Genomic DNA, 26,122 nt, shown 5'->3' with positions numbered 1-26,122 from the left:
CATGGATGCGCAGTCGATCCTCGCGCGGGTCAGGGATCGCGCGCCTTTGACCATTGATGAGCTGCAATGGTTTGCCAAAGGGCTTGCGAGCGGCGCTGTCAGCGATGCTCAGGCCGGAGCTTTCGCGATGGCGACCGTTTTGCGAGGACTGTCAGAAGAAGATCGTGCCATTTTGACCATTGCGATGCGGGATTCGGGGCAAGTAATTGAGTGGAACCTCCCTGGCCCGGTCATCGACAAGCATTCGACTGGGGGTGTAGGCGATTGTGTATCGATTGTCCTCGCCCCCGCCTTGGCAGCATGTGGCGCTTACGTTCCTATGATTTCGGGGCGCGGTCTCGGTCATACAGGCGGGACGCTCGATAAACTTGAGGCAATACCGGGCGTTTCGACGACCGTTTCGACGGAAAGTCTCAAGTCTATCGTGGCAGACTGCGGGTGTATCATTGCGGGTGCCTCGAACGACATCGCGCCAGCAGATCGGCGTCTCTACGCCGTGCGAGACGTAACCGCGACTGTTCCAAGCATCGATCTGATCTGCGCGTCGATTTTGTCAAAGAAATTGGCGGTTAGTCCGGATGTGTTGATCTTGGACGTCAAATGCGGAACCGGCGCCTTCATGACCAATTTCGAAGAGGCCAAGGCGCTGGCCGAGGCGCTTGTCACAACTGGAAACAATGCAGGCTGCCGGACAGAGGCTATTATCTCTGACATGTCGCAACCACTTGCCCCGTCATTGGGAAATTCGTTGGAAATCGCTGAATGCATGCGTGTGTTAAACGGTGCAAGAGATGCCGCGCCCCGTTTGCGGGAATTGGTCGTCACGCTTGGAGGTCGTGCATTGGCGAGCGACGAAATGTCCGAGAAGGAGGCGGAAAGCCGGATTAGCCGCTCTCTTGACTCCGGCAAGGCGATGGAGCGGTTCGCAGCAATGATCGCGGCATTGGGTGGGCCGATGGATTTTTGCGAGCGGTGGCGCGACTATCTCCCCGGCGCTCCGGTGGTGCGCGATGTGATCGTGCCTCACCCCGGTTACCTGAAATCAATTGATGGGCAGGAACTGGGGCGCGCGAATGTCACTCTTGGCGCTGGGCGCAAGGTCGAAACGGATCGGATAGATTACTCCGTTGGCATCTCTGCGTTTGCACCGCTTGGTCGGTCATTTTCGTCTGGTGATCGGCTTTGCTGTGTACATGTGCGCACGGAAGATGAGGCGCAGGCAGCCGCGAAGGCAATCTTGGAGGCGTGCGAGATTGGTGAACGGTCGGAAATTCCACCTTTGACATATGAATGGGACCTTTAGATGGGGCGCGCGTTTCTGGTTGTAATGGACAGTGTGGGTATCGGGGGGGCACCGGACGCCGATCAGTTCTTTAATGACGGCAAGCCCGATAACGGAGCGAACACGATTGGCCACATCTATGAAGCATGCACAAACGGAGAGGCTGAAGTCGGTCGATCTGGTCCATTAACGCTCCCGATGTTGGCGCGAATGGGACTGTATCATGCACTGGAGTTGGCGAGTGGAATGCCCGCCGGCGCTGTTGGTGCGACTGACCCTGTTGGACTTTGGGGAAGTGGTATTGAAAGTTCAAAAGGGAAGGACACACCGTCAGGTCACTGGGAATTGACGGGTGTTCCGGTGCCGTGGGAATGGGGCTACTTTCCGCAGGAGGTGCCGTCATTCCCGTCTGAAGTGAGTGATGCAATTGCGCGTGCAGCAGGCACCTCGGGCATTTTGGCAAACTGCCATGCGTCCGGAACGGAAGTCATCGATCGTTTCGGAAGGCAACATATCGAGACAGGAATGCCGATCTGTTACACATCGGCCGACAGCGTCCTGCAAATTGCCGTCCACGAAGACCATTTTGGGTTGGAGCGACTCTATGAGGTTTGTCGCGCCTGTGCATCAGTCGTGCACCCGATGCGCATTGGTCGCGTTATCGCGAGGCCATTTGTTGGTGACGGCGTAACCGAGCCATTCTCGAGGACACCGAACCGTAAAGATTTTGCCATCGCGCCGCCATCTCCGACGCTTTGTGATTGGGTGATTGGACAGGGACGGAAAGTCTACGCAGTTGGAAAAATAGGCGATATTTTTTCAATGCAGGGAATTTCAGAGGCGCTTCAAGGCAAGGATACTGAGCTGGCCGATCATCTACTGTCCTTGGCGGAGGGGGCCGAGGACGGCGCCCTTGTATTTGCGAATTTTGTTGAATTTGACAGTGAGTATGGCCACCGACGCGATGTTGCCGGATATGCGGGACATCTTGAATGGTTCGACAGCGTTCTCGCCAAGCTGCATGAAAGGTTGCGAGACGATGACCTGCTCATCGTAACCGCAGATCACGGAAATGATCCGACTTGGTTTGGCACGGATCATACGCGGGAGCAGGTGCCGATATTGGTGCTGGGCGCCGGAGCCGGAACTATCGGACGAAGAGCCTTCTCAGACGTTGCCGCTTCGGTTGCCGCGTTTTTGAACATTCCACGTCGCGGTCAAGGGAGGAGTTTTCTATGAAGTTCAGAGATATGCCAAAAGCCGAACTGCATTTGCATTTGGAAGGTGCGGCCCCTCCCGCATTCATCTCGGGATTGGCGCGCGAAAAGCATATGGATATCGGCGGTATTTTTACCGAAACTGGAGATTATGATTTCAGAGACTTTGATCATTTCTTGAAGGTCTATGAAGCGGCATGCGCCACCCTTCAAACTCCTGAAGATTTCCGGCGGCTGACATTGGCCGTTCTCGAACAAAGCGCCGAGCACGGCGTGATCTACTCTGAAACATTTCTGAGCCCCGATTTTTGTGGCGGTTCCGATCTAGCCGCTTGGCGGGACTATCTTGCTGCAATTGAGGACGCAGCGATCCAAGCTGAGCGTGATTTCGGGATCACACTGCGCGGGATTGTGACGTGCATTCGGCATTTTGGGCCCGAAAAAGCGAAGAATGCTGCGCTGTGCGCTGCGGAAACCCGATCAAACTTCCTAACAGGTTTCGGCATGGCGGGCGGAGAGCTGGCGGGCCGACCGGGTGACTTCGCGTATTCGTTCGATATGGCGCGAGAGGCAGGGTTGCGATTGACCTGTCATGCGGGGGAGTGGGGCGGCGCTGATATGGTGCGTGATACGATCCGTGACCTTGGTGTGGAAAGGATCGGCCACGGGATCAATGCAATCAAGGACGACGATTTGATCCGAGAGTTGGTTGATCGGGAAATTGTGCTAGAAGTTTGCCCCGGGTCGAATGTCATCTTGCGAGCGAGCGAAGGCTGGGCTTCACATCCTATTGCCAAGTTCCGCGATGCCGGTGTGAAAGTCACAATTTCAACTGATGATCCTCCGTTCTTCAAAACCAATATGAGCTACGAGTACCAGAAACTTTCGCAGATCTTTGGCTGGGCCGATAACGATTTCCACGAGATGAACAGGACGGCGATGAATGCCGCGTTCTGCGATGATGAAACGCGAGTGAGGGTGATCAAGCGAATGGAGGAGGGTCAATGAGTCACTTAACGGTCGTGGATCATCCGCTTGTGCAACATAAGCTATCATTGTTGCGGCAGCAGGACACGCCAACGGTGCAGTTTAGAGCGCTCGTTGGGGAGATAGGTCAGCTTCTGACCTTTGAGGCCACCCGCGATATGCCGGTTGTCAAAAAGCCTATTGAAACCCCGATCCAGTTAACCGAGGCGCCGCTTTTGTCCGGCAGGAAACCGGCCTTGATTTCGATCTTACGGGCGGGAAACGGTATGCTGGACGGTTTCTTGAGTATCCTCCCGACTGCGCGCGTAGGATTTGTTGGGCTGTACAGGAATGAAGAGACGCTTGAACCTGTCGAATATTATTTCAAGGCGCCTCCTAATCTCGGTGAAAGGACGGTTTTTGTCGTCGATCCGATGCTGGCGACAGGCAATTCGGCCGTCGCGGCGATTGATCTCCTTAAGCGGGAAGGGGCCAAAGATCTGAAATTTATTTGCCTCCTCTCTGCACCGGAAGGGGTTCAGCGCATGGCTTCTGCGCATCCTGATGTACCTGTGATCACTGCCGCTGTGGACGAAATGCTCAATAGCAACGGATATATTGTGCCAGGACTAGGGGATGCGGGAGATCGCATTTTCGGCACAAGATAGAGGGGTTTTCCTTTACAGTTTTGCGATTGTCATGCATCTTCAAACAGTCTCTAGCGAGGGAAGGTTTTGTCGATGTATCGCCTCTTGGTTGCGCTGTCCTTTGTCGTAAGCGGGGTAGCTACTGGCGCGAGCGCTCAGTTCACAACCCAACGACAACCAGCGGAACTTCCTCCCGAAGGCTATACCGCGAGCCAATACGTCGACAGTGAAGGCTGCGTGTTTGTCCGTGCGGGGATCGGCGGTGTTGTATCGTGGGTTCCGCGCGTCAATCGAGCAAGGGAAGCAATGTGTGGTTTCGAGCCGTCGCTGACCACAGATGAGAGAACTGCCCTGTCACCCGAGATCCCGGACGATCTGATAATTGAGATCCCCCAGTTGACGCAGGTTGTTTCTCTGGGAACTGAAGCGGCGTCGGACGTAGCAAAGGTGCCTGCCGTGGAAGTGCCTGAACAGGATGCACCCGCGGCGGCAATCTCTTCACTTAGGCTTTCCGACGTTTGTGACGGGAAGACTGGCATCCAGCAAGGATACCGCGTGGAAGAAACCGGAGAGCCGGTGGATTGTGGGACGGAAGAAGAAAAGCCGGTGGCTGCTGGAACTGCGCCTTCAGCGCCTTTACAAGTGCAGCAACCCGAAGCTGCACCAGCAACCACAGCAATGCCAGAAACTGCCTTAGAGCGGGGCAATATGCTTACATTGGCGCAAATTTGTGCCGATACGAATGCGACAGGGCGGAACTATATCTTGAAATCGGGAGCGGCTTTGGATTGCGGGAACGTTGGACCAAATCGCCGTTTCCGTGTGGTTTCGATCGGGGCGCAAACTCCTATGCAGGAGGAGATTTCCCCTGTAGCGCCAGCGCGCCTTTCGGCTCCCGCCGCGGCAGAAGCAGTTCCTGTTGCTGTTGCTGGGGTAGGTGCATGTCGCTACGTGATTGGAACAATCGACGAGTATTTTCGGGGCGGTAACGGGGTGCCTTATCGTTGTGTACCGCAGGCCGAGCGTCCCTATGCATCTCAACCGTCTCAACACGGTAAAAGAGCTGTAGCTCACATGCCTCTCTTAAGCGGCAATTCCACCACTACCTCGCAACCTCAGAGCGCAGCGGTTCCTGAAGGGTATGAACCGGTTTGGAATGATGGACGTCTAAACACTCAAAGGGGAATTCCCACCGGATCAACTGCGCAGAACGTACAATCCGGCGACAGAGTGAAATACATTCAAGTCGGGGTTTTCGGAGTAGCAGCCAATGCGGAACGAACCGAAGCAATGTTGCAAGACTTGGGGCTATCCACTGAGCGAGATCAAATGGAGCGCAACGGGCGGTCGCTTGCGGTGATTGCCGCTGGGCCGGTTGCCCTGTCCGACGTTTCATCCGCCCTGTCGCGCATTCGCGCGGCCGGGTTCCGTGATGCGTTCGTGCGCTAGGTGCGGTCCTCGCAAATTGCTTGTAGCGCGACCCAATCGCCATCACTCATAATGGGCGTTGCTATAGCTTGATTGTTGTTCACTGCTTCGTTGAGAACTTCCGAACTGCCCTCCAAAGGTGTTACCGCGCCGATCAAGGCCGATAGCGCGAGTTCTTTTTCCTGAGCGAAGTCGACAAATGCGTCGTCAACTTTCAATCCGCTTGGCGCGGTGATCATCTGCAGCGCGAAGCGAGAGGCGGCTTGACCCGAGACGGTGCCTGAGGTCAGCAGATCGATGAGTTCAAAAATGCGTAAACTGTTAACAAAAGCGTCAATTGCAGGTGTGCGCTCTGCCTCAAGAATCGCTGCCGCGATGAACCCTGCAACGACGTGGGGGGTATCGAAATCTTCCACCAAGGCTGAGCCAACGACGAATGTTCCGTCTGGCAGCTCCCATACGTCGTCGCCTGCAAATTTTACAAAGGTGATCTGGTTCGAGCTGAACGGTTCAAACAAGCGTTCTTGAAGGCGACTAATCGCATTTTTTGAGAATGCAGTGCTACATGGGCGGCCATTCGTTTTCCAGAGTTCTTCTTTTATGAGCTGCGAGATTTCTGCGCGAGTCGCGCTTGGCAAGCTTCTCGAAGCTTGGTCGCGAAGCGTTTTCGGTAGGGCTAAAAACACGGCTGCGAAGATAAGCACACTTGCACTTAATGCGATCGTCAGGCGAAGGCGGCCACGTTTGGGGCGCTTTCTTCCTATCGCCTTTCTGACGGTCTCTATGGCTTCGACCATCAAATTATCTTCGATTTCCAGTGTCTCGCTGGCTTCGGAGTCCGGCGCATAGAGTGCTGGTGATCCGCCAGGGTTCAAGCGCTCGATTGTGGCGAGTGACCAGTGGCCGAGCGGACGCTCTGCATGGTCGGTGATGATGAGAGATGACATCCCGAATGACAGCGTCACCTCTCGGCGGTGCGCATCGGGTTCACTTCTCCATAAAGCGAGGCTTTCAAGGCGCTCGAACTTCTTGAGTGCGGTTTTTCTGCGCCGTGCCATCCGTGACTTTTCTCCGATGAAGTCCTTGATGCGTTACTGTGCTTTCGGGGCGCTTTGGGGCAGAGTGCCCACATATTGAGTGTGTGTATAGGCTGCCAGACAAATGCTCTCAATACTTTGAGCCAAAACTGAGAACATAAAACTCAACCTCGGAACTTGGTTTCGAGGTCAAATTTGTCATCTACGATTTCGGTGCATTAGGAGGCGATTTTCTCCCCTGCACCTGTTGAGTAGAATTGTGTGCCTTTATCCGCCATTTGTTGCAGCAATTCGGGGACCGCAAATCTCGCCCCGTGTTCCTGAGATAGGGCTTGGCATCTTTCGACGGCATAGGGCGCGCCGATGATGTCGAGCCAGCTGAATGGGCCACCGGACCAAGGTGCAAAGCCCCAGCCCAGAATAGCGCCCACATCGCCTTCCCTCACATCCGTAAGCACGCCATCCTCCAGTGCGCGCACGGCCTCCAACACTTGGGCAAACAACAGGCGTTCCTGTACAGACTGAAGGTCGGGCTGCTCGTCGAGGGGAACAAACCTGTTTTTCAGGCCTTCCCAAAGACCAGTGCGCTTGCCTTTTTCGTCATAGCTATAGAAGCCTGCTGCAGACTTTCTGCCCAACCGCCCCTGTTCAGCCAGCCAGAACAGAACGTCGTCGACTTGTTGATCGGGATATGCATCGCCTAGCGCGCTGCGCGTCGCTTTGGCGATCTTCACGCCAAGGTCGATTGAGGTTTCATCAACAAGCTGAAGAGGGCCAAGCGGCATGCCGACGAGCTTTGCCGCATTTTCGATCAGGGCCGGTTCCACGCCTTCTCGCACCATTCTGATGCCCTCGTTGAGGTAGGGAATAATGCAGCGATTTGCGTAGAAGAAGCGCGCATCGTTCACCACGATCGGGGTTTTTCGAATTTGGCGAACAAAATCCAATGCCTTGGCGATAGCGCGATTGCCTGTCTTTTTGCCTTTGATGATTTCCACCAGCAGCATCTTCTCAACCGGCGAGAAGAAGTGAATTCCGACGAAATTTTCGGGTCGCTCACTTGCGCCTGCTAGTTCGGTAATTGGCAGTGTCGAGGTGTTTGTTGCGAAGATGCAATCGGGACTGATGATAGCTTCCACCCGCTTGGTGATCTCCGCCTTAACTGAAGGGTCTTCGAAGACGGCCTCGATAATCAAATCACACTCAGAAAGGGTGTTGGCGTCTGACGTGGGCGTAATGCGTGCCAAGAGCGCCTCTTTCTGCTCTAGCGTCGACTTTCTCCGGCTGATCCCTTTGTCCATGTAGCTGGTGCTGTAGCTTTTGCCTTTCTCGGCCGCTTCGACGGTTTGATCGAGGAGGATAACCTCGATCCCAGCCTGTGCTGCGACGAGGGCAATACCTGCACCCATCATGCCTGCGCCCAACACACCGAGTTTCGAAACGGATTGATTTGGGGCCTCGGGCCGGTTCGCGCCTTTTTCCAAAGCGCCTTTTGACACAAACAGCGAGCGGATCATCGCAGAGGAGCTTGGGTTCATCAGAACATGGGTGAACCAGCGGGCCTCGATCTTTAATGCGGTATCAAAGGGGACAAGCGCACCCTCATAAACTGCCGAAAGCAAAGCCTTGGCGGCGGGGTAAACGCCTTGGGTCTGACCGTGAACCATCGCATTGGCGCCGACAAAGGTCATAAAGCCTGCTGGATGATAAGGCGCACCACCCGGTATTTTGTATCCTTTGGCATCCCAAGGTTTGAGCAGGTCTGAGTCTGACGCTGCCAAGATCCATTCCTTTGCCCTCTCAAGCAGCTTTTCAGGGGGAACGCATTCGTTGATCAAGCCTGCCGAAACAGCTTTTTGCGGTGAGAAGAGCTTGCCTTCAAGCAGGATCGGAGAGGCTGCCATTGCGCCCATTTTCCGAACGAGGCGCGTGGTGCCACCCATGCCGGGAAAGATGCCAACCTTAATCTCTGGTAAGCCGATCTTGGCTTTTGGATTATCTGCGGCGATGATGAAATGGCAGGCAAGGGGAATTTCAAGACCGATGCCAAGAGCGGTTCCAGGGAGGGCTGCGACAATAGGTTTACCGCCTTTGTTGGTTTTGGGGTCCATTCCCGCGCGTTCAATCTTGCGAAGGATGGCATGGGACTTCATCAAACCCTGCATCAAACCCGCGGCCGGATCATCGCCCGCGCTGTCTTTCATCTTGGCAATGACATTCAAGTCCATACCTCCGGCGAAGTCCTTCTTGCCAGAGGTGATGATGATGCCTTTGGTGTTCTGATCCTCGAGCGCGGATGTAACCAATGTGTCTAGCTCGTCCCATCCCTCAAGGCAGAGGACGTTCATTGATTTGTTGGGGACATCCCAAGTGATGGTGGCAATGCCGTCACCGTCAGTGGTCATTGAAAAATCAGGCATTTGTGTCTCCTTTTCCGAAAAAAGGCGCGGTGTGCTGCCCTAAAATCGGGATTGATCGTTTGGCGCGAAGGTGTGCCGATGCCACCGGATTACACGCGTTCAATGATGGTCGCGGCACCCATGCCGGATGCGATGCAGAGGGTTGCGAGCCCGACCTCTTTGTCGCTGCGTTCCATCTCGTCGAGCAGGGTGCCAAGGATGATTGCGCCAGTCGCGCCCAAGGGATGACCCATAGCGATCGAGCCTCCGTTGACGTTAACCAAAGAGGGATCGACATCGAAGGCCTGCATGAAGCGCAGCACCACGGATGCGAATGCCTCATTCACTTCGAATAGGTCGATATCTGAGATGGCCATGCCATTGTCGGCGAGGATTTTCTCGGTCACGGGGACGGGGCCAGTAAGCATGATTGTTGGATCTGTGCCGATCTTGGCGGTTGCGCGGATGCGGGCGCGGGGCTTTAGGCCGAACTTTTCGCCGAACTCTTTGCTGCCGATCAAGAGCCCCGCCGCGCCGTCGACGATGCCAGAGGAATTGCCCGCGTGGTGGATATGGTTGATTCGCTCAAGATGGGGGTATTTCATCAGCGCGACCTTGTCGAAACCGGGCATGACCTCGCCCATTTCGCGGAAGGAGGCTTTGAGAGCGCCTAATGTTTGCATGTCCGTCTCCGGTCGCATGTATTCATCATGATCTAGGATCGGTAGGCCGTTGATGTCCTTGACGGTGATGATGGACCGCGCGAACCGGCCATCATCCCACGCTGCTTTGGCGCGCTTCTGGCTCTCTACCGCCAAGGCATCGGCATCATCGCGTGAAAACCCGTATTCGGTTGCAATTATATCAGCGGAAATGCCTTGCGGGACGAAGTACGTTTCCATCGCGAGGGACGGGTCCACGGCGATCGCAGCGCCGTCCGAGCCCATCGCAACGCGGCCCATCATCTCTACGCCGCCAGCGATATAGGCCTCACCGCCGCCGCCTTTGATCTGGTTTGCGGCAAGATTGACGGCCTCCATCCCCGAGGCACAGAAGCGATTGATCGCGAGGCCTGGGATGGATTCATCCAGTTGAGAAGCGAGAACGGCGGAGCGTGCGAGACAGCCGCCTTGCTCACCAACCTGCGTGACATTGCCCCAAATGACATCTTCGACCGCATGGCCGTCGAGGTTGTTGCGCTCGCGAAGTGCGTCGAGCACTTGGGCGCTGAGCCTGACGGACGTTACCTCGTGCAAGCTGCCGTCTTTGCGACCTTTTCCACGCGGGGTTCTAACAGCGTCGTAAATGAATGCGTCAGTCATCTTCGTTCCTTCGCGCCGGGGGATGAGAATTTCGGGTACAGTGCCAGTGCGTTAGTTGGGTTTGCGGGGCCAAAACGCCCTCTAGCCCCACCCAAGGTATTTGGTCGAGGTGGATCATTTCTTGCGCGCCTCGATCTCACGCAAAAACAGGTTGAGCCGGTGGGAGAAGGTGTCTTCGTTGATCACGCTGTTGAAGTTCTCGAAAAGAAAAGACAGTGCCTCACCCTCTTCGAGTCCCGTTTCCTCTGCAAAGCGCTTCAAACGCCGGTAGCCGTCCTCGGTCATCGCCACGGGGAAGCGTCTGGTCAGTCGAAAGCGTTTTGGCATGTGGTCACCTTTTCCTTTTCGCTCTGATGGATTGGCCCTTAGAACTGGGCCTCCTCCAGACCCATGACTGTTTCAGCGCCGCTTTCAATACGGGCGAGATGTGCCGCGCATGCGGGAAGCTGGCGTGCCATGTAGAACTGGCCGGTTTTGATCTTGGCATTAAAGAAATCAGTATCCTCTTCGCCACTATCAAGGGCGCTGTAGGCGGCTTTAGCCATCTGCGTCCACATCAGGCCAAGGCAGACGTGGCCCATCAAATGCATAAAGTCGTATGAGCCGGCCAGCGCATTGTTCGGGTTCTTCATGCCCGCTTGCATAAAATATGCGGCGGCTTGCTGGAGTTGTTTGGAGGCTGTCTTAAGCGGTTCAACGAAAGGCTCCATGCGTGGATCATCTGCGTGGGATTTGCACTCCGTTTTGACCAGTTCAAAGAAGGCCATGATGTGTTTGCCGCCGCTTTGTGCGAGCTTCCGGCCGACCAGATCGAGCGCCTGAATGCCGTTTGCACCCTCGTAAATCATGGCGATACGGGCATCGCGGGCGAACTGGGACATGCCGGTTTCCTCAATATAGCCGTGCCCGCCATAAACTTGCTGTGCTTGCACGCAACTTTGGAAGCCGAGGTCAGTCTGAAAGCCTTTGATGACTGGGGTGAGGAGCGAAATCAGGCCGTCTGCTGCCTCGTCATTTAGGCGGTGTGCGCGATCAATGAGATAGGCACCCCAAACGGTTAGTGCGCGCGCACCTTCGATGAAGCTTTTCTGCTCCATCAGATTGCGACGAATATCAGGGTGAACGATCAGAGGGTCGGCAGGGCCGTCCGGGTTTTTCGCGCCCATGACATCGCGCCCTTGCAGACGTTCTTTCGCGTAAATCAAAGCATTTTGATAGGCCGCTTCGGCTTGGGCGTAGCCTTGCAGACCTACACCGAGGCGGGCTTCGTTCATCATGGTGAACATGGCCCGCATGCCTTTATGTGCTTCGCCAACGAGGAAGCCCGTCGCACCATCATAGTTCATCACGCAGGTCGCGTTGCCGTGAATGCCCATCTTCTTTTCCAGCTTGCCAACAGAAACCGCGTTGCGATCACCCAAGCTGCCATCCTCATTGACGAGGAATTTGGGAACGATGAAGAGAGATACGCCTTTAATGCCGTCCGGCCCATCGGGGATCTTGGCGAGCACGAGGTGGATGATGTTTTCGGCGAGGTCATGATCCCCTGCCGAAATGAAGATCTTTTGGCCTGTGATCCGGTAAGTTCCGTCATCGTGCGGCTCTGCTTTTGTTCGCATGAGGCCCAAATCCGTGCCGCAATGCGGCTCGGTAAGGTTCATGGTGCCGGTCCATTCGCAGGTTGTGAGCCTGGGCAGATAGGTCTGTTTTTGCGCCTCCGATCCGTGCCACCAAATGGCGGAGTAGGCGCCATGGGTGAGGCCTTGGTACATGTTGAATGCCATGTTGGCCGAAACCTGAGGCTCTTGCGTCGCTGTGTGGAGGGCATAGGGCAGGCCCTGCCCGCCATAGGCTGGATCACAGTCAACAGAGGTCCAGCCACCGGAGCGCATTTGATCGAAGGCGGCTTTGAAGCCCGTCGGCGTACGAACCGTGCCGTTTTCGAGGGTACAGCCTTCGGTATCACCAACGGCGTTGAGCGGCGCCAAGACTTCGCTGGCGAGCTTGCCAGCTTCTTCGAGGACAGCAGCGGTGAAGTCGCGGTCGAGTTCGTCAAAGCCGTCGATCGGCTGCTCACTGATTTTCAAGACATCGTGCAGCACGAATTGAAGGTCTTTGATCGGGGCAGTGTAGGATGGCATCGGGTAATCTCCGTCGAAACAAACGGCAGTTAAGCCGCGGAACCTTTCTTGAGGGTGGCGATCCGGTCTTCGCACCAGCGCATTTGCTGGTGCAGGTCTTCAATGGCGAGATCCAGTTCGGTGCGCTTTTCTTCCATCTCTTTAAGGTGTTGGGTGGCAAGCTCGTAAGTTTGCTCGAGTTGAGTCAGTTGCTGATCACCCCTATGGTATAGCTCAAGCAATTGTCGGATTTCTTCGAGCGAGAACCCGAAGCGCTTGCCCCGCAGGATCAGTTTCAGCCGAGCACGATCTTTGCGGGAGTAGATACGCTTCTGACCGATTCTCGCTGGCGAAAGGAGTTCTTTTGACTCGTAAAACCGCAAGGTGCGGGTGGTTACGTCGAAGGCATCGCACAATTCACTGATTGTGAAAGTCTCTTCGCTCATTGGTAAACCTCCCTTGGACAGTGACAGGTAGTCGCCTTGGGGGAGAGTAAAACTTACAATTGACGTTGACGTAAGCGTAACGTCGCGTCAGTAGTCTTTCATAGGGTCACGAGAGAGTGCGGAGGGTCTGGTCGCGGAGGTTTTTCAGCTCGGCAAGTGTTTGTTCGAGCTGTGTCTTTTCATCTTCGAGTTGGGTGATCTGCCTGTCCGCGAGTTCAATCCATTTCTGCATCTGGGCTTCGGTTCCTTCGCTTTCATAGATCAGGAGCCATTGGCGGATTTCCTCAAGCTGAAAACCGAACCGTCTGCCGCGTAGGATCAGGGTCATCCGCGCGATTTCTTTCGGGCCGTAGAAGCGGCTGCGGCCTTTTCGTTCCGGAGTGAGAAGTTCAATGTACTCGTAATAGCGCAAAGTGCGGGGGGTTACGTCAAACCGTTCGCACATTTCTTTGAATGACAGGCGCTCAGTTTCCATCTGGTCCTCATATTGACTAAGCGGGAAGGTAGCTGCGAGGCGCCTGAGCTTCAACCGAGAAGTGCTTTTGAACGATGATGTCACCGCGCGGGGCAGCATGTCGAAGCTGTTAAACGCGCGAGTTGCAAAAGTCATCAGGCCGCTCTTTTGCACGATGGATGTTAACCCTTTCTTCACCTCCTCACCTACGTTTCGCGGCGCGTTTTATGGTGACCCGAGATTGCTGACACCGAATTAGCACTTGCAGCCAAACGGGTGAGGAGCGAGTTTGCCGCGCGGAGGATGCAGATGACCACTATGGATGACGCGCGTAAATTAAAGATTGCCGGACAGTTCGTCTCGGCGCTGCCGTTTTCACGGGCGCTGGGCCTTGAGCTTGTGAGCCTCGAAGGCAATGTTTGTGAAATGTGGATGCCGTATCGCGAAGAGCTTGTGGGCCAGCCGGATACAGGGGTTATTGCCGGAGGCGCTGTTTCGGCTTTGATGGATACCTGCTGTGGGACTGCCGTGTTGATCCACCCTGAGGCCGTCACCGGCACGGCGACGCTGGATTTGCGCATCGATTATATGCGCCCTGCCACGGTGGGGAAGGACATCATCGCCCGCGCAGAATGCTATCATGTGACACAAAGCGTGGCTTTTGTCAGGGCAACTGCGCATGACGGCGAAGGTGAAACGCCAGTTGCGACGGTTGCCGCGACCTTTAGCGTGGAACGGAGGATGCCGCGATGAAAAGGCCAGAACCGGTGCAGGTGGTCAAGGAACGGCGGGACAAAGCGCTGCGACGCTTGGTTGAGGCGGTTCCTTATGTGCAGTTCATGGGCATAGAATTCGAGCGCCACGGCGACGAACTGACTGCGGTTTTGCCCTATCGCGAGTCCTTGATCGGCAACCCCATGCTGCCTGCCTTACATGGCGGTGCGACGGCCTCATTCCTCGAAATATCTGCGATTATCGAGCTGTCATGGCAGCTGCTGTGGGAGGAGATGGAGAGCCCCGAGAATAAAGGTTTGCCTGTGGGCGACCATCTGCCGCGTATGCCGAAAACCATCGATTTTACCGTTGACTACCTGCGTGCGGGCCTGCCGCGCGATGCCTATGCGCGGGCGCGAGTGAACCGCTCTGGGCGGCGCTATGCGAGCGTGCATGTCGAGGGGTGGCAGGATAACCGCTCGCGGCTGTTTGCGCAGGCGACGGGGCATTTTCTGATGCCGGAACGGGATGCCCGATAAACTCACGCACCGCCGTGTGCTAACTATTGCCCTGCCGATTGTGCTCTCTAATGCGACGGTGCCAATATTGGGCGCCGTGGACACCGGCGTGATCGGGCAGTTGGGAGAAGCGGCGCCGATTGGCGCGGTTGGGATCGGCGCGATCATCCTTTCCGGCCTTTACTGGATTTTCGGCTTTCTGCGGATGGGCACGACGGGCCTCGCCGCGCAGGCCATTGGGCGGGCCGACGCGGTGGAGGTGCGTGCGTTACTGCTGCGGGCGCTGCTCTTTGCTGGTGCGGCAGGGGCGGTGATTATCCTGCTGCAATCGCTGTTATTTTCAGCGGCCTTCTGGCTGGCCCCAGCCAGCGACGAGGTTGAAAGCCTTGCACGGGAGTATCTTTCTATTCGTGTGTGGTCAGCGCCGGCGGCGATTGCTGTTTACGGTCTGACCGGATGGCTGATCGCGCAAGAACGGACACGCGCCGTTCTGGTGCTGCAAGTTGCCATGAATGGGCTGAATATCCTCTTGGATTTTGTCTTTGTGCTTGGGTTGGGACTTTCCGTCGGTGGGGTCGCGGCGGCGACCGTGATTGCGGAATGGAGTGGCGTTCTCCTGGGGCTTTGGTTCGCGCGGGAGGTCTTTACGCCGAAGGGGTGGGCAGATCCTGCGGTGCTTTTCGCGCGAGACAAGCTGGGGCAGATGTGGCGGGTGAACGGGGACATCCTGTTCCGATCCGTGCTGTTACAGGGCATCTTCATCAGTTTTTTGTTCCTCGCATCCGACTTTGGCGATGTGACCTTGGCGGCGAACCAAGTGCTGTTGCAATTCCTCTATATCACCTCATACGGCTTGGACGGCTTTGCCTTTGCAGCCGAGACGCTGGTGGGCCAAGCGCTGGGACAACGGAACCGGCAGCGGCTGCGGCGGGCGGCACTGCTCAGCGCGTTTTGGGCCGGTTTGACGGGCCTGATGCTGGCGATTGGCTTCGCGGTATTGGGGGGCTGGATCGTTGACATTATGACCACGGCGGACGCGGTGCGTGCTGCGGCGCGGGCCTATTTGCCGTGGATGATTGCCGCGCCTCTGGTGGGGTTCGCGGCGTGGATCTTGGACGGTATTTTCATCGGGGCGACGCGGACAAGGGACATGCGAAACATGATGCTGGTTTCCACCTTCATCTACGCGATCAGTGCGGCTGCGTTGGTCCCGTCGCTGGGCAATACGGGGCTGTGGGCGGCGCTGATGATCAGTTTCGTGGCGCGGGCTTGTACGCTTGCGTGGCGCTATCGGGCGCTAGAGGCCTCTGTCGCTGCTAGCTGAACAGCGCGAGAACCTGTTCGGGCGGGCGGCCAATGGCGGCGCGACCGTTGTGGAGCACGATCGGGCGTTCGATCAGAACCGGATGTTCGACCATTGAAGCAAGGATCTGATCCTCGCTGGCACCGGAGAGTTGCAGCTCTTTATAGAGCTTTTCGCCTTTGCGTAGCAGGTCTGACGGGGATAGCCCCAGTTCGGCGAGTACGGCCTCGATCTCGGCCTTTGTGGGGGTGTCATTCAGGTAGAGCCGGATGGTCGGGATGTGGCCGTTCTCCTCCAGCAGGGTGAGGGTCTGGCGGGACTTAGAACAGCGGGGATTGTGCCAGATGGTTGTCACAGCCATTGCTCCCGATCTGTGCCGACCGCGGCGTTAACGTTTTCGTAACCATCGCGCTTGAGCAGCGCGTCGAGGCCTTGGGCGATGTCATTGGCGAGGCTGATGCCGCCATAGACAAGGCCGGTATAGAGCTGCACCGCCGAGGCGCCGGCGCGGATCTTGGCGTAGGCTTGCTCTGCCGTTGCTACGCCGCCGACCCCAATCAGGGGAAGGCTTGTCTGGCCCGCCAGCTTTGCAAGAACGCGGGTGGACTTTGTGTATAGGGGCTGGCCGGAGAGGCCGCCGGTTTCGCTGCGGTGCGGCGAAGAGAGGCCTTCGCGGGACAGCGTGGTGTTGGTCGCGATGATGGCAGCGAGGCCGGATTGTTCGGCTACGGTGGCGATCTCGGCCAGCTCCCGATCATCGAGATCAGGGGCGATTTTGAGGAAAATAGGTAAAGGTTTCATCAGACCGGCGTTGGCCTCCATCACACCGGCGAGGAGCGCGGAAAGCGCGGCAGCGCCTTGAAGATCGCGTAGCTTCTCGGTGTTGGGGGAGGAGACATTCACCGTTGCGAAATCAATATGCGGGCCGCAGCAGGCGAGTACCTTGGCGAAGTCGGATGCGCGGTCGGCGCTGTCCTTGTTGGCGCCGAGATTGAGGCCGACGATGCTGCCCGCGGGCCGCTTGGCGAGACGCGCGGCGATGGCCTCCATCCCGTCATTGTTGAAGCCGAAACGGTTGATCGCGGCTTGATCCTCAGAGAGCCGGAACAGGCGCGGCTTGGGGTTGCCCGGTTGCGGGCGCGGGGTGGCGGCGCCCACCTCGACAAAGCCGAAGCCGCAGCGCGCGAGTGGGGCCAAGGCGTTGGCATTCTTGTCAAATCCGGCGGCGAGGCCGATGGGGTTGGGCAGGTCCATGCCGCAAAACTGCGTGCGAAGGCGTGGCGATGTGACGGGGCCGGAGCGCGGGCCGAGGCCCGTTTGTAGCGCGGTCAGCGCGAGGCCATGCGCCTTTTCAGGGTCGACGCTGCGCAGGAATTTCAGGCCGATATTTTCGAGCGCTCTCATGCCATGTCTTTCGGAAATTGGTGCTGCCCATCAACGAGCGGGAGCGGCATGCTCCAGAGGATATCGGCCATCTGCAAGGGCCGATAGAGATGCGGAAAGAGCGCCCCGCCGCGCGATGGTTCCCAGCGCAGATCGTCACCGAGTGCCGCGCTGTCGAGCGCCAAAAGAACCAGTCCGTCCTCGCCTGCAAAATGCTTGGCAGCGGTTTCTGCGGCCTGTTCGGCGGTGGAGAAATGGACGTAGCCATCGGTCACGTCGATTGGGGCGCCGAGCGTCTCGCCTTGGGCCTGAAGTGCAGCCCATTCGGGCGCGCGGAATATCTTGTAAATCAGCATGCCCCCTGATGCCGCCATGCAGCGCTGCGGTCAAGATCGGGTAAAAACAGCGATGCACAATCCATGCACAACTGATGCACAACTTATGCATATCGCACCTGCAGCAACGTTAACAAAACGTTACGAAACATGCGTATAGTTTACCCTTAGGTTAAAATTGACCGAACAGTAAAACCGCGTAAGCTGTGCGCATTCCAACTGGGGGATTCCAAAATGATGAGAACTTTGATGACGACGGGCGCTGCATTGGCGCTGACGGCGGGGGCTGCTGCGGCGGATTTCTCGCTGACGATTTTGCACACCAATGACTTCCATGCCCGATTCGAGCCGATCAGCCGATTCGACTCCGGCTGCTCTGCCGAAGACAACGCGGCGGGCGAGTGTTTTGGCGGGACGGCGCGGCTTGTGACCGCCGTGGAAGAGGCGCGCGCGCGGGCCGAAAACTCGATCCTTGTCGATGGCGGCGACCAGTTCCAAGGCACGCTGTTCTACACTTATTACAAGGGCGCGATGGTGGCCGAGTTCATGAACAAGCTCGGCTATGACGGCATGACCGTGGGCAACCACGAGTTTGACGACGGGCCGGAAGTGCTGCGCGGCTTCATGGACAGCGTGAACTTTCCGGTGCTGATGTCGAACGCGGATTTCGACGGTGAGGAATTGCTTGCCGGTGCCTTGCAGAAATCGGCTGTGGTCGAAGTCGGCGGCGAGAAGATCGGCATGATCGGCCTGACGCCGGAAGATACCGACGAGCTGGCAAGCCCCGGACCGAATGTATCCTTCACGGATCCGGCGGCGGCAGTGCAGGGCGAAGTGGATAAGCTCACCGCGATGGGCGTGAACAAGATCGTGGTACTTTCGCATTCTGGTTACGGCGTGGATCAGGAAGTTGCCGCCAATACGACCGGCGTTGATGTGATCGTGGGCGGGCATTCGAACACCTACCTCAACAGCAATGACGAGGACGCGGAAGGCCCATACCCGACCATGGTGGGTAATACCGCGATCATCTCGGCCTATGCCTATGGCAAGTTCTTGGGCGAGTTGAATGTGGTCTTTGATGACGCGGGTGAGATCGTTAGCGCCGCAGGCGGGCCGCTGATCATGGATGCCGAGGTTGCCGAGGACAGCGATACCGTTGCGCGGATTGCTGAACTGGCGCAGCCGCTGGACGAGATCCGCAACATGGTTGTGGCGGAAGCTGCTGATGCCATTGAGGGCGACCGTTCGGTGTGCCGTGCGATGGAATGCGCGGCGGGTAACCTGATTGCCGATGCGATGCTGGCGCGTGTGGCCGATCAGGGCGTGCAGGTGGCCATCCAGAACGGTGGCGGTATCCGTGCCTCGATCGACGCGGGCGAAGTGACGATGGGCGAGGTGCTGACTGTGCTGCCGTTCCAGAACACGCTGGCGACATTCGAAGTGACGGGCGAAACCATCGTCGCAGCGCTTGAGAATGGCGTGAGCGAAGTAGAGGACGGCGCTGGGCGCTTCCCGCAAGTGGCGGGGATTTCGTTTACGGTTGACCTCTCGCAGGAGCCGGGCGCGCGCGTGAGCGATGTCATGGTTGGCGGTGCGCCGATTGATATGGCGGCGACCTATGGCGTGGTGTCCAACAACTATGTGCGCAATGGCGGTGATGGTTACGCGATGTTCCGCGATGCGATGAACGCCTATGACTTTGGCCCTGATTTGGCCGATGTGACGGCGGAATACATGGCCGAGAATGCACCCTACACGCCCTACACGGACGGGCGGATCACGGTGATCGGCAACTAAGGGTCGCACCTTATCAATAACGCCTCCGCTGGCAACGGCGGGGGCGTTTCTTTTGCGCGCAGGCTGGTTTAGAATTGATGCATGGACCATCCGCTGATTGACCTGATCAATGCCCGTATTGCCGAGTCCGAGGCGCGCGGCGATTTTGACGACTTGCCCGGCGCGGGCAAGCCGCTGCCGGAGTGCGACGACCCAGAGAATGCGCTGTTGCACCGTTTGGTGAAGGAAAACGGCGCTGTGCCGGAGTTTGTCTCGTTGTCGCGGGAATTGCAGAAGCTCAGGGAAGAGCTGAGGGAAACCGGCGACCGGACGCGGCGGCGGGATATCATGAAAGAGATGTCGATGATGGATGCGCGGATCGAGATCGCGTGCAAAGCGTGGCGCAAGTAGATGTGCGGGCGGATGGCGACGCTTTTGCCGCATGACGCGATGGCGCAGCTTTTTGGCGCGGCGATGGCGAATGATTTACCCGATGTGCCGAATTATAACGTCTGCCCCACGGTATCGGTGGCGGTGGTGACATCGGAGACAACGGTGCGGCGGCTGCGGCCGATGCGCTGGGGGTTTATCCCGCATTGGTACAAGGCGGCGAATGGCGGGCCGTTATTGATCAACGCGCGGGCGGAGACGATTGCCGAGAAGCCTGCCTTTAAGGCGGCGTGCCGTGCGCGGCGGTGTTTGATCCCTGCGGCGGGGTTTTATGAATGGGAGCGGCCGGATGGCGGTGAGAAGCTGCCGTGGTTCGTGCAGCGGGCGGATGGGGCGCCGATGGTCTTTGCCGGTATTTGGCAGGATTGGGAGGGCGACGGGCAACGCCTGACGACCTGTGCGGTAGTGACGACCGAAGCCACGGGCGAGATTGCCCGCATCCATCACCGCAGTCCGGTGATTTTGGAGGAAGGCGATTGGGGCAAGTGGCTGGGCGAGGAGGGTCACGGCGCGGCACTGTTGATGCAGCCCCCTTCCGAGGGAGTGGTGCGGACCTATCGGGTGGGCAAGGCGGTGAACTCCAACCGCGCCAGCGGGCCGGAGTTGCTGGAGCCGCTGGAGGACTGAGAACGCCCGATTAGACTTCTGCGCCGAGCTTCGCGGAAGGGGCGACCCAGACCATCAAGAGATAGGCGAAGACGCCCGCGCCGAGGTAGCCGAAGATAATAGGGAAGAGGGTCATGTTGAAATTGAGGCCGATGATGCTGGCGACGGCCATGCCGCTGAGGGTCGAGATCGTCGCGAAGATGGCCGTGGCCAGGCCGGCGATATGGCCGAGGTTTTCCAGCGCGATGGCTTGGATATTGCCGAAGGTCAGGCCAAGGAAGAACATCGCGAGCGCGGTGAACGCCATGAATTGCCAAAGCGGCGGTTGCGGCGTGTTGAAGAGCAGCGCGAGGAAGCCAAGGCTGAGCGCAACAAGCAGGAGCATCGCGGCACGGCAGACTTGCTCCATCCCGAAATAGGTGAGGAGGCGGGAGTTGGAGATCGTCGCCAATGCGATGAAGGCGCCGCCGATCCCGAACAGGACCGAGTAGAGCGCGCCCGCGCTGTAAAACTCCTGAAACACCTGTTGTGAAGAGTTGACGTAGCCCATGATGGCCCCGTAGCACAGCCCGCTGGCGAAGCTGTAGGCCATGGCGCAGCGGTCCCGCAGCACCTCGACAAAGGCGCGCAGGATGGGTGTGAGGCGGAAGGAGCGCGGGGCGACGAGGGTTTCGGGCTGGCGCAAGTAAAGCCAGACAACCCCGAGCACCGTGACCACCGACAACAGGTTGAACAGGCCACGCCACGGCAGGAAGAGCAACAGCGCTTGGCCAATTGACGGGCCGATCACCGGGACCAGAATGAAAATGCCGATCACGAAGGACATGATACGCGCCATTTCGCGCCCCGAGTAACGGTCGCGGATCATCGCTGTCGTCACCAAGCGCGGGCCGGCTGCGCCGATGCCTTGCAAGAAACGCCCTGCGAGGAGCATCTCGAAGCTTTGTGCAAGCGCGCATGTTAGGCCGCCGAGGGCAAACAGCCCGACGCCGATAGCGATGGCGGGGCGACGACCGATGCTATCGGAGAGTGGCCCGAAAACCAGCTGTCCCGCCGCAAGGCCGAGAAAGACGAATGTGATGATCAATTGCCGGCTGTTGCCCGCATCTACGCCCAGCTCGGTCGCCATCGGGCCGAGGGCGGGGAGCAACACATCGATCGAAAGCGCCACGGTCGCCATCAGCAGGGCCGAAATGGCGACGGTTTCGAGGATTGAAGGGGCCTTGGCGATACGCATGAGATCATCAACACCGGAACCGGGCGTATGGCAAGCGGTCCGTTATTGCTGAAGGCTAATGCGAGGGGCTTTTCAAAGGGTGCGGTGGCGTGTTTGGTTGGGCGATATGTGGGGGAAATCGGGTTTTTGGTGAAATTGACGCCGAGAAACCGTCCGTTGTCGCTGGAAGCGGTTGCGGAGTTCTGCGAGAGTGGATTTATTGACCGCGAAATGGGGTGCTCTAGCTGCCCCATCAGGAGGCGAGGCGGTACCGCTGCTGGTAGCCGCAGAAGATTTAGCGATAGGAGAGACGATGCGGTATCACGCAGCAAAGTCATTCGAAGAAGCTGCCGCAATCGCGGAAAAGGCCGAAGGCGTCACGCGGTTCATGGCCGGTGGCACCGATGTGCTGGTGCAGATGCGCGCGGGGATTGTGACGCCGGACGATCTGATTGATCTCAAGCACATCGCGGGCGTCAATGATATTACCCGCCTCGAGGATGGCAGCTGGGAAATCGGCGTCGCCGTGGCTGGCGCGCGGCTTGGTGCGCATGAGGCGCTTTGTGCCGATTGGCCCGGTGTTGTGGAAGGTATGGAGCTTGTTGGTTCAACGCAGGTACAGGGGCGGGCGACGCTCACTGGCAACCTGTGCAACGGCTCGCCTGCGGCGGACGGAGTGCCCGGATTGGTGGCGGCTGGTGCTGTGGCGAAGATCGTTGGCCCCTCGGGCAGCCGCGTGGTGCCGATCGAAGAAATCCCCGCAGGCCCCGGCAAGACAACGCTGGCCAAGGGCGAAGTGATTGCCGCAGTGCGCCTTCCGGCGCGTGGCGCGGGGGGCGGTGATGCCTATCAGCGCTTTATCCCACGGACCGAGATGGACATCGCGGTGGCTGGCTGTGCGATTAACCTGCGGGTTGAGGGCGATACCGTGACCGAAGCGCGGGTTGCCATCGGCGCGGTGGCGCCGACGATCCGGCTGGTGAAGGACGCCGCTGACGCGATCATCGGCAGCACGCTCGATGACGCGGCGCTTGCGGCGCTGGCGGCAGCGGTGAGCGCGGCGGCAAGCCCGATCAGCGATAAGCGCGGCACCACCGAATTCAGAACGGAAGTTGTGGGCGTATTGGCACGGCGCGTGGCGCTGGTGGCCTATGCCCGCGCGAAAGGAGAGAAGGTATGAGCAAGATCCACGTTAGCACCACTGTCAATGGCGACAGGGTTGAGTTTCTTGCCGATCCGCGCGAGACGTTGCTCGACTGTTTGCGCGACCAGCTGGACCTGACCGGCACCAAAGAAGGCTGCGGCACTGGCGATTGCGGCGCCTGTTCGGTGACTCTGGACGGCACGCTTGTTTGCTCGTGCCTCGTGTTGGGGATCGAGGCCGAGGGCCGCGAGATCGGCACTGTCGAGGGGATGGCAGAGGGCCATGAGTTGCACCCGCTACAGCGCAAGTTCATTGAACATGCGGCGCTGCAATGCGGCTTTTGCACGCCGGGGTTCCTCGTTGCGGCGAAGGCGCTTTTGGAGAAGAACCCCGACCCGACCGAAACCGAAGTCCGCTATTGGCTGGCGGGCAACCTGTGCCGGTGCACGGGCTATGACAAGATCGTGCGGGCCGTGATGGATGCGGCAGCCGAAATGCGGCAGGAGGCAGTGTGATGGCGAAAGACGAATTCAACCAGTATCGGCTTGTTGGTACACGTCCTGATCGCCCTGACGGGCTGGACAAGGTCACTGGCCGCGCCCGTTACGGCGCGGATATCTCTGCACCTGGTATGCTGTGGGGCGCTGTTGTCCGCTCGCCGCATGCACATGCGCGGATCGTGAAGATCGACACCTCGAAGGCCGAGGCGCTTACCGGCGTCAAAGCGGTGGTGACGCGCGCCGATTTCCCCACCGGCCTGACCGGCGACGAGTGGGACCTGCAAGAAAACACCATGGCGGGCGAGAAGGCGCTTTATGACGGCCATGCCGTTGCTGCCGTTGCTGCCACATCGAAGCTGCGGGCCGAGGAAGCCGCGCGGTTGATCGAGGTCGAGTACGAGGTTCTGCCGCATGTGGTGGACGTGGACGAAGCGATCAAGCCTGATGCGGTGGTGATCCGCGAAGGGGCGGCGCTGCCCAGCGTACCCGAAGGGATGCCGCCGAACGTGGTGCGGTATTTCGAGAACGGGCGCGGCGATCTGGAGGCCGGATTTGCGGCTGCCGATCTGGTGATGGAAAAGACTTACAAGACCGAAGCCACCCATCAGGGGTATATCGAGCCGCATGCCTGCCTCGGGCAGCTTGGTGCCGATGGCAAGGGCGAGATGTGGGTATGCACGCAGGGGCAGTGGTACATTCGCAAGATGTGTGCCGATGTTCTGGGCCTTGAAAAGTCGCAACTGCGGGTGACGCCATCGGAGATCGGTGGCGGCTTTGGCGGCAAGACGACGATCTTTATGGAGCCACTGTCGCTGGCGCTGAGCCGCAAGGCGGGTGGCCGCCCTGTGAAGATCGTGATGAGCCGTTCGGAAGTGCTGCGGGCGACGGGGCCGACTGCCTCGGCCTCTATGGATGTGAAGATCGGCATGAGCAAGGACGGGATGCTGACCGCAGGGCATGTGGAATTCCGCATGCAGGGTGGCGCGTTCTGGGGAGCGCCGGTGGATATGGCGCTGGATTGTGCCTTTGCGCCGTACAAAATGCCGGCGGTCATGCATATCGGCTATGATGTGCTGGCGAACCGCCCGAAGGCTGCGGCCTACCGCGCACCGGGATCGCCGATGGCGGCGTTCGCGGTGGAGAGCCTGATCGACGAGATGTGCCGTGAACTGGGCCTTGATCCGCTGGAGATGCGCCTCAAGAACGCCGTGCGGGAAGGCGACAAATCGAGCTACGGGCCGAAATTCAAGAAAATCGGCCTTGTGGAAACGCTCGAAGCCGCGAAGGCACATCCGAACCTTTCTGCACCGCTTGGCCCGAACCAAGGGCGCGGCGTGGCGGCGGGCTTCTGGTTCAACCACGGCGGCGAGACGTCCGTGACGGTGGCGCTTTCGGAGGACGGGACGGTGACGGTTTCTGCCGGTACGCCCGATATCGGTGGCAGCCGTGCCTCGATTGCGCTGATGACGGCGGAGACGTTTGGCATCCCCTACGAGAACGTGCGGGTGAACATCGTTGAAACCGGCGCGCTGGGCGTCAACGAGCCGACCCACGGCAGCCGCGCGACCTTTGCCACCGGCAAGGCCGCAGTGGAAGCCAGCAACGCGGCGATCAAGGAAATGTGCCGCCGTGCGGCGGTGGAATGGGGGATCGACCCTGAAGCCGTTGAATGGGTGGACGGCGCTGTAAGACCCGCAGGGCCAAATGCAGGTAAATTCCCGCCGATGAGCATCGCCGAGATTGCGGGCAACATGGGCGATACCGGCGGCCCGATTTCGGGCCACCACGAGGGCAACCTGAGCGGCTATGGCGCGAGCTTCGGCTGCCATGTGGTCGATGTGGAAGTGGACCCCGAAACCGGCCGGACGACGGTGCTGCGCTATCTGGTGGTGCAGGATGCGGGCCGCGCGATCCACCCTGCCTATGTGGAAGGGCAGTATCAGGGCGGCGCGGCGCAGGGCATCGGCTGGGCGCTCAATGAGGGCTATGTCTATGGCGATGACGGGCGGCTGCAAAACAGCGTGTTCCTCGATTATCGCGTGCCTGTGGCCTCTGACCTGCCGATGATCGACACGGTGATCGTGGAAGTGCCGAACCCGGGCCACCCGTTCGGGGTACGCGGGGTTGGCGAGACAGGCATCGCGCCGCCACTGCCGGCAATTGCCAATGCGATCCATTCGGCCACTGGCACGCGGTTGCGTGACTTGCCGATGAACCCGCCGAGCGTTCTTGCCGCGATGAAGGCGCAGCGGAATGGTTGAGGTGAACCTTTGGTCCGGTATGCGCCGCTTCGTGGGTGATGAGCTCGTCGTTGAGGTTGAAGCCGAAACCATCGGAGAAATGTTGGATGCGCTGGTAGCGGCGCATCCGGCGCTGGAGCCGATCATCGCACAAGGGGTATCCGTCGCGGTGGATGGAGAGATCCATGTTGGCCGGCATGTCCCGATCCCGCCGGGGGCAGAAGTGTACCTGATGAACCGTTTGAAGGGCGGCTGACGCAGAGGGCGCGGACCGTCTTGGTGTCGAGCGGGGCTTGGAACCAAAGTGATCCTTGCCTCACTACGCGGAGCGAAACCAATAGAGTGATTTGCGAAATAATTGGCGGCGTCTCCAACGCGGGAGGCGCTGGGGAGGCTGCTATTTGCACCTTTGAGTTGAGCTTCATTGTAGCGCCTGTGAGTTGAAAAATCAGTGGATTGAGGGGGTTGGCGCAACCTGCATGAGCATTCTGAATATGTGACGCTGCGTTCTATAGCGTTGTGCAGAGGCGAAATGCGTCTGGTTTTCATGAAGATGGGTTGACCCATATGCAGGGCTGATTACCTTGCTGTCCAATTGGTCAAAAAAATGGCCTTC

26 protein-coding genes are annotated in these 26,122 nt (G+C 58.5%); 15 read left to right on the top strand and 11 right to left on the bottom strand.

Annotated features, from left to right (window positions below):
- Position 1 precedes the first annotated feature (1 nt).
- The 5 genes from AB1E42_RS12370 (at position 2) to AB1E42_RS12350 (ending at position 5,561) form a co-directional block, all read left to right on the top strand.
- On the top strand, positions 2–1,303 hold the full coding sequence (locus AB1E42_RS12370) for a thymidine phosphorylase (RefSeq protein ID WP_368344538.1): 1,302 nt from the start codon (positions 2–4) through the stop codon (positions 1,301–1,303).
- Complete coding sequence (locus AB1E42_RS12365) at positions 1,304–2,521, top strand: phosphopentomutase (RefSeq protein ID WP_368344537.1); 1,218 nt, start codon at positions 1,304–1,306, stop codon at positions 2,519–2,521.
- Complete coding sequence (locus tag AB1E42_RS12360; RefSeq protein WP_368344536.1) at positions 2,518–3,507, top strand: adenosine deaminase; 990 nt, start codon at positions 2,518–2,520, stop codon at positions 3,505–3,507. Before AB1E42_RS12365 ends, AB1E42_RS12360 begins: the two co-directional genes overlap by 4 nt.
- The gene (upp, locus tag AB1E42_RS12355; RefSeq protein WP_368344535.1) at positions 3,504–4,133 is read left to right on the top strand and encodes a uracil phosphoribosyltransferase; all 630 of its coding nucleotides are present in this window, start codon (positions 3,504–3,506) and stop codon (positions 4,131–4,133) included. The genes AB1E42_RS12360 and upp overlap by 4 nt, the downstream gene beginning before the upstream one ends.
- An 84-nt stretch (positions 4,134–4,217) precedes the next feature.
- Positions 4,218–5,561, top strand: a complete 1,344-nt coding sequence (locus AB1E42_RS12350) for an SPOR domain-containing protein (protein ID WP_368344534.1) — start codon at positions 4,218–4,220, stop codon at positions 5,559–5,561.
- On the opposite strand, the gene AB1E42_RS12345 is transcribed toward AB1E42_RS12350, so the two are convergent.
- The 7 genes from AB1E42_RS12345 to AB1E42_RS12315 all read right to left on the bottom strand — a co-directional run bounded on the left by AB1E42_RS12345 (position 5,558) and on the right by AB1E42_RS12315 (position 13,339).
- Positions 5,558–6,598: a hypothetical protein gene (locus tag AB1E42_RS12345; RefSeq protein WP_368344533.1), complete on the bottom strand. Its 1,041-nt coding sequence runs from the start codon at positions 6,596–6,598 to the stop codon at positions 5,558–5,560. The genes AB1E42_RS12350 and AB1E42_RS12345 overlap by 4 nt on opposite strands.
- A 197-nt stretch (positions 6,599–6,795) precedes the next feature.
- A complete protein-coding gene (locus AB1E42_RS12340) occupies positions 6,796–8,997 on the bottom strand; it encodes a 3-hydroxyacyl-CoA dehydrogenase NAD-binding domain-containing protein (RefSeq protein WP_368344532.1) in 2,202 nt (733 codons plus the stop codon).
- Positions 8,998–9,086: 89 nt separating this feature from the next.
- Entirely contained in the window at positions 9,087–10,298 is a 1,212-nt protein-coding gene (locus AB1E42_RS12335; RefSeq protein WP_368344531.1) for an acetyl-CoA C-acetyltransferase, read from the bottom strand.
- A gap of 114 nt (positions 10,299–10,412) precedes the next feature.
- Complete coding sequence (locus tag AB1E42_RS12330; RefSeq protein WP_368344530.1) at positions 10,413–10,625, bottom strand: hypothetical protein; 213 nt, start codon at positions 10,623–10,625, stop codon at positions 10,413–10,415.
- Positions 10,626–10,663: 38 nt separating this feature from the next.
- Complete coding sequence (locus AB1E42_RS12325; RefSeq protein ID WP_368344529.1) at positions 10,664–12,439, bottom strand: acyl-CoA dehydrogenase C-terminal domain-containing protein; 1,776 nt, start codon at positions 12,437–12,439, stop codon at positions 10,664–10,666.
- A gap of 29 nt (positions 12,440–12,468) precedes the next feature.
- Positions 12,469–12,864 (bottom strand): MerR family DNA-binding transcriptional regulator, encoded by a 396-nt coding sequence (locus AB1E42_RS12320; RefSeq protein ID WP_368344528.1) that lies wholly within the window; start codon positions 12,862–12,864, stop codon positions 12,469–12,471.
- A 106-nt stretch (positions 12,865–12,970) separates the two neighbouring features.
- Entirely contained in the window at positions 12,971–13,339 is a 369-nt protein-coding gene (locus AB1E42_RS12315; RefSeq protein ID WP_368346430.1) for a MerR family DNA-binding transcriptional regulator, read from the bottom strand.
- A gap of 297 nt (positions 13,340–13,636) precedes the next feature.
- Between AB1E42_RS12315 and AB1E42_RS12310 the strand changes: the two genes are divergently transcribed.
- Genes AB1E42_RS12310 through AB1E42_RS12300 form a run of 3 tightly spaced genes read left to right on the top strand, consistent with a single transcriptional unit; the run spans position 13,637 to position 15,874 of the window.
- On the top strand, positions 13,637–14,071 hold the full coding sequence (locus AB1E42_RS12310; protein ID WP_368346429.1) for a PaaI family thioesterase: 435 nt from the start codon (positions 13,637–13,639) through the stop codon (positions 14,069–14,071).
- Entirely contained in the window at positions 14,068–14,571 is a 504-nt protein-coding gene (locus tag AB1E42_RS12305; protein ID WP_368344527.1) for a PaaI family thioesterase, read from the top strand. Before AB1E42_RS12310 ends, AB1E42_RS12305 begins: the two co-directional genes overlap by 4 nt.
- Entirely contained in the window at positions 14,561–15,874 is a 1,314-nt protein-coding gene (locus tag AB1E42_RS12300; protein WP_368344526.1) for an MATE family efflux transporter, read from the top strand. The genes AB1E42_RS12305 and AB1E42_RS12300 overlap by 11 nt, the downstream gene beginning before the upstream one ends.
- Here AB1E42_RS12300 and arsC read toward each other — a convergent pair.
- Genes arsC through AB1E42_RS12285 form a run of 3 tightly spaced genes read right to left on the bottom strand, consistent with a single transcriptional unit; the run spans position 15,867 to position 17,592 of the window.
- Complete coding sequence (arsC, locus tag AB1E42_RS12295) at positions 15,867–16,214, bottom strand: arsenate reductase (glutaredoxin) (RefSeq protein WP_368344525.1); 348 nt, start codon at positions 16,212–16,214, stop codon at positions 15,867–15,869. The two genes, AB1E42_RS12300 and arsC, sit on opposite strands and share 8 nt — an antisense overlap.
- Positions 16,205–17,257: a quinone-dependent dihydroorotate dehydrogenase gene (locus AB1E42_RS12290; protein ID WP_368344524.1), complete on the bottom strand. Its 1,053-nt coding sequence runs from the start codon at positions 17,255–17,257 to the stop codon at positions 16,205–16,207. The genes arsC and AB1E42_RS12290 overlap by 10 nt, the downstream gene beginning before the upstream one ends.
- Positions 17,254–17,592 carry a DUF952 domain-containing protein gene (locus tag AB1E42_RS12285; RefSeq protein WP_368344523.1) on the bottom strand — a complete coding sequence of 113 codons (339 nt, stop codon included), beginning with the start codon at positions 17,590–17,592 and terminating at the stop codon, positions 17,254–17,256. The genes AB1E42_RS12290 and AB1E42_RS12285 overlap by 4 nt, the downstream gene beginning before the upstream one ends.
- 213 nt (positions 17,593–17,805) lie before the next feature.
- Here AB1E42_RS12285 and AB1E42_RS12280 point away from each other — a divergent pair, with 213 nt between their 5' ends.
- From AB1E42_RS12280 to AB1E42_RS12270, 3 genes are all read left to right on the top strand, one after another.
- On the top strand, positions 17,806–19,371 hold the full coding sequence (locus tag AB1E42_RS12280) for a bifunctional UDP-sugar hydrolase/5'-nucleotidase (protein WP_368344522.1): 1,566 nt from the start codon (positions 17,806–17,808) through the stop codon (positions 19,369–19,371).
- Between the two features lie 81 nt (positions 19,372–19,452).
- Positions 19,453–19,761, top strand: a complete 309-nt coding sequence (locus AB1E42_RS12275; protein ID WP_368344521.1) for a DUF1992 domain-containing protein — start codon at positions 19,453–19,455, stop codon at positions 19,759–19,761.
- Complete coding sequence (locus AB1E42_RS12270; protein WP_368344520.1) at positions 19,762–20,427, top strand: SOS response-associated peptidase; 666 nt, start codon at positions 19,762–19,764, stop codon at positions 20,425–20,427.
- A 10-nt stretch (positions 20,428–20,437) separates the two neighbouring features.
- Here the strand turns inward: AB1E42_RS12270 and AB1E42_RS12265 are convergent, their stop codons facing one another.
- Positions 20,438–21,643 carry a multidrug effflux MFS transporter gene (locus AB1E42_RS12265; RefSeq protein WP_368344519.1) on the bottom strand — a complete coding sequence of 402 codons (1,206 nt, stop codon included), beginning with the start codon at positions 21,641–21,643 and terminating at the stop codon, positions 20,438–20,440.
- Positions 21,644–21,935: 292 nt separating this feature from the next.
- Between AB1E42_RS12265 and AB1E42_RS12260 the strand changes: the two genes are divergently transcribed.
- From AB1E42_RS12260 to AB1E42_RS12245, 4 genes are read left to right on the top strand one after another with little or no spacing between them, the layout of a single operon-like run.
- Positions 21,936–22,802 (top strand): xanthine dehydrogenase family protein subunit M, encoded by an 867-nt coding sequence (locus AB1E42_RS12260; RefSeq protein WP_368344518.1) that lies wholly within the window; start codon positions 21,936–21,938, stop codon positions 22,800–22,802.
- Complete coding sequence (locus tag AB1E42_RS12255) at positions 22,799–23,281, top strand: (2Fe-2S)-binding protein (RefSeq protein WP_368344517.1); 483 nt, start codon at positions 22,799–22,801, stop codon at positions 23,279–23,281. The genes AB1E42_RS12260 and AB1E42_RS12255 overlap by 4 nt, the downstream gene beginning before the upstream one ends.
- Positions 23,281–25,527, top strand: coding sequence for a xanthine dehydrogenase family protein molybdopterin-binding subunit (locus tag AB1E42_RS12250; RefSeq protein ID WP_368344516.1), 2,247 nt, complete (start codon positions 23,281–23,283; stop codon positions 25,525–25,527). Before AB1E42_RS12255 ends, AB1E42_RS12250 begins: the two co-directional genes overlap by 1 nt.
- Positions 25,520–25,762 (top strand): MoaD/ThiS family protein, encoded by a 243-nt coding sequence (locus AB1E42_RS12245; protein ID WP_368344515.1) that lies wholly within the window; start codon positions 25,520–25,522, stop codon positions 25,760–25,762. Before AB1E42_RS12250 ends, AB1E42_RS12245 begins: the two co-directional genes overlap by 8 nt.
- The last annotated feature ends 360 nt before the right edge of the window (positions 25,763–26,122 follow it).

Source organism: Pelagovum sp. HNIBRBA483 (genome assembly GCF_040931995.1).
Lineage (GTDB): Bacteria > Pseudomonadota > Alphaproteobacteria > Rhodobacterales > Rhodobacteraceae > JAEPMR01.
The sequence above is the reverse complement of the archived record's forward strand: the minus strand, read 5'-3'. Positions and strand labels throughout refer to the sequence as shown.

Excerpts from the sequence above, each read along its gene's own strand:
- AB1E42_RS12260 (WP_368344518.1), top strand. The coding sequence starts at position 21,936 with ATGCGGTATCACGCAGCAAAGTCATTCGAAGAAGCTGCCGCAATCGCG.
- AB1E42_RS12275 (WP_368344521.1), top strand. The coding sequence starts at position 19,453 with ATGGACCATCCGCTGATTGACCTGATCAATGCCCGTATTGCCGAGTCC.
- AB1E42_RS12270 (WP_368344520.1), top strand. The coding sequence starts at position 19,762 with ATGTGCGGGCGGATGGCGACGCTTTTGCCGCATGACGCGATGGCGCAG.
- AB1E42_RS12370 (WP_368344538.1), top strand. The coding sequence starts at position 2 with ATGGATGCGCAGTCGATCCTCGCGCGGGTCAGGGATCGCGCGCCTTTG.
- arsC (WP_368344525.1), bottom strand. The coding sequence starts at position 16,214 with ATGGCTGTGACAACCATCTGGCACAATCCCCGCTGTTCTAAGTCCCGC.
- AB1E42_RS12305 (WP_368344527.1), top strand. The coding sequence starts at position 14,068 with ATGAAAAGGCCAGAACCGGTGCAGGTGGTCAAGGAACGGCGGGACAAA.
- AB1E42_RS12290 (WP_368344524.1), bottom strand. The coding sequence starts at position 17,257 with ATGAGAGCGCTCGAAAATATCGGCCTGAAATTCCTGCGCAGCGTCGAC.
- AB1E42_RS12315 (WP_368346430.1), bottom strand. The coding sequence starts at position 13,339 with ATGGAAACTGAGCGCCTGTCATTCAAAGAAATGTGCGAACGGTTTGAC.
- upp (WP_368344535.1), top strand. The coding sequence starts at position 3,504 with ATGAGTCACTTAACGGTCGTGGATCATCCGCTTGTGCAACATAAGCTA.
- AB1E42_RS12265 (WP_368344519.1), bottom strand. The coding sequence starts at position 21,643 with ATGCGTATCGCCAAGGCCCCTTCAATCCTCGAAACCGTCGCCATTTCG.
- AB1E42_RS12285 (WP_368344523.1), bottom strand. The coding sequence starts at position 17,592 with ATGCTGATTTACAAGATATTCCGCGCGCCCGAATGGGCTGCACTTCAG.
- AB1E42_RS12250 (WP_368344516.1), top strand. The coding sequence starts at position 23,281 with ATGGCGAAAGACGAATTCAACCAGTATCGGCTTGTTGGTACACGTCCT.
- AB1E42_RS12300 (WP_368344526.1), top strand. The coding sequence starts at position 14,561 with ATGCCCGATAAACTCACGCACCGCCGTGTGCTAACTATTGCCCTGCCG.
- AB1E42_RS12280 (WP_368344522.1), top strand. The coding sequence starts at position 17,806 with ATGATGAGAACTTTGATGACGACGGGCGCTGCATTGGCGCTGACGGCG.
- AB1E42_RS12320 (WP_368344528.1), bottom strand. The coding sequence starts at position 12,864 with ATGAGCGAAGAGACTTTCACAATCAGTGAATTGTGCGATGCCTTCGAC.
- AB1E42_RS12365 (WP_368344537.1), top strand. The coding sequence starts at position 1,304 with ATGGGGCGCGCGTTTCTGGTTGTAATGGACAGTGTGGGTATCGGGGGG.
- AB1E42_RS12360 (WP_368344536.1), top strand. The coding sequence starts at position 2,518 with ATGAAGTTCAGAGATATGCCAAAAGCCGAACTGCATTTGCATTTGGAA.
- AB1E42_RS12345 (WP_368344533.1), bottom strand. The coding sequence starts at position 6,598 with ATGGCACGGCGCAGAAAAACCGCACTCAAGAAGTTCGAGCGCCTTGAA.
- AB1E42_RS12255 (WP_368344517.1), top strand. The coding sequence starts at position 22,799 with ATGAGCAAGATCCACGTTAGCACCACTGTCAATGGCGACAGGGTTGAG.
- AB1E42_RS12340 (WP_368344532.1), bottom strand. The coding sequence starts at position 8,997 with ATGCCTGATTTTTCAATGACCACTGACGGTGACGGCATTGCCACCATC.
- AB1E42_RS12325 (WP_368344529.1), bottom strand. The coding sequence starts at position 12,439 with ATGCCATCCTACACTGCCCCGATCAAAGACCTTCAATTCGTGCTGCAC.
- AB1E42_RS12335 (WP_368344531.1), bottom strand. The coding sequence starts at position 10,298 with ATGACTGACGCATTCATTTACGACGCTGTTAGAACCCCGCGTGGAAAA.
- AB1E42_RS12310 (WP_368346429.1), top strand. The coding sequence starts at position 13,637 with ATGGATGACGCGCGTAAATTAAAGATTGCCGGACAGTTCGTCTCGGCG.
- AB1E42_RS12245 (WP_368344515.1), top strand. The coding sequence starts at position 25,520 with ATGGTTGAGGTGAACCTTTGGTCCGGTATGCGCCGCTTCGTGGGTGAT.
- AB1E42_RS12330 (WP_368344530.1), bottom strand. The coding sequence starts at position 10,625 with ATGCCAAAACGCTTTCGACTGACCAGACGCTTCCCCGTGGCGATGACC.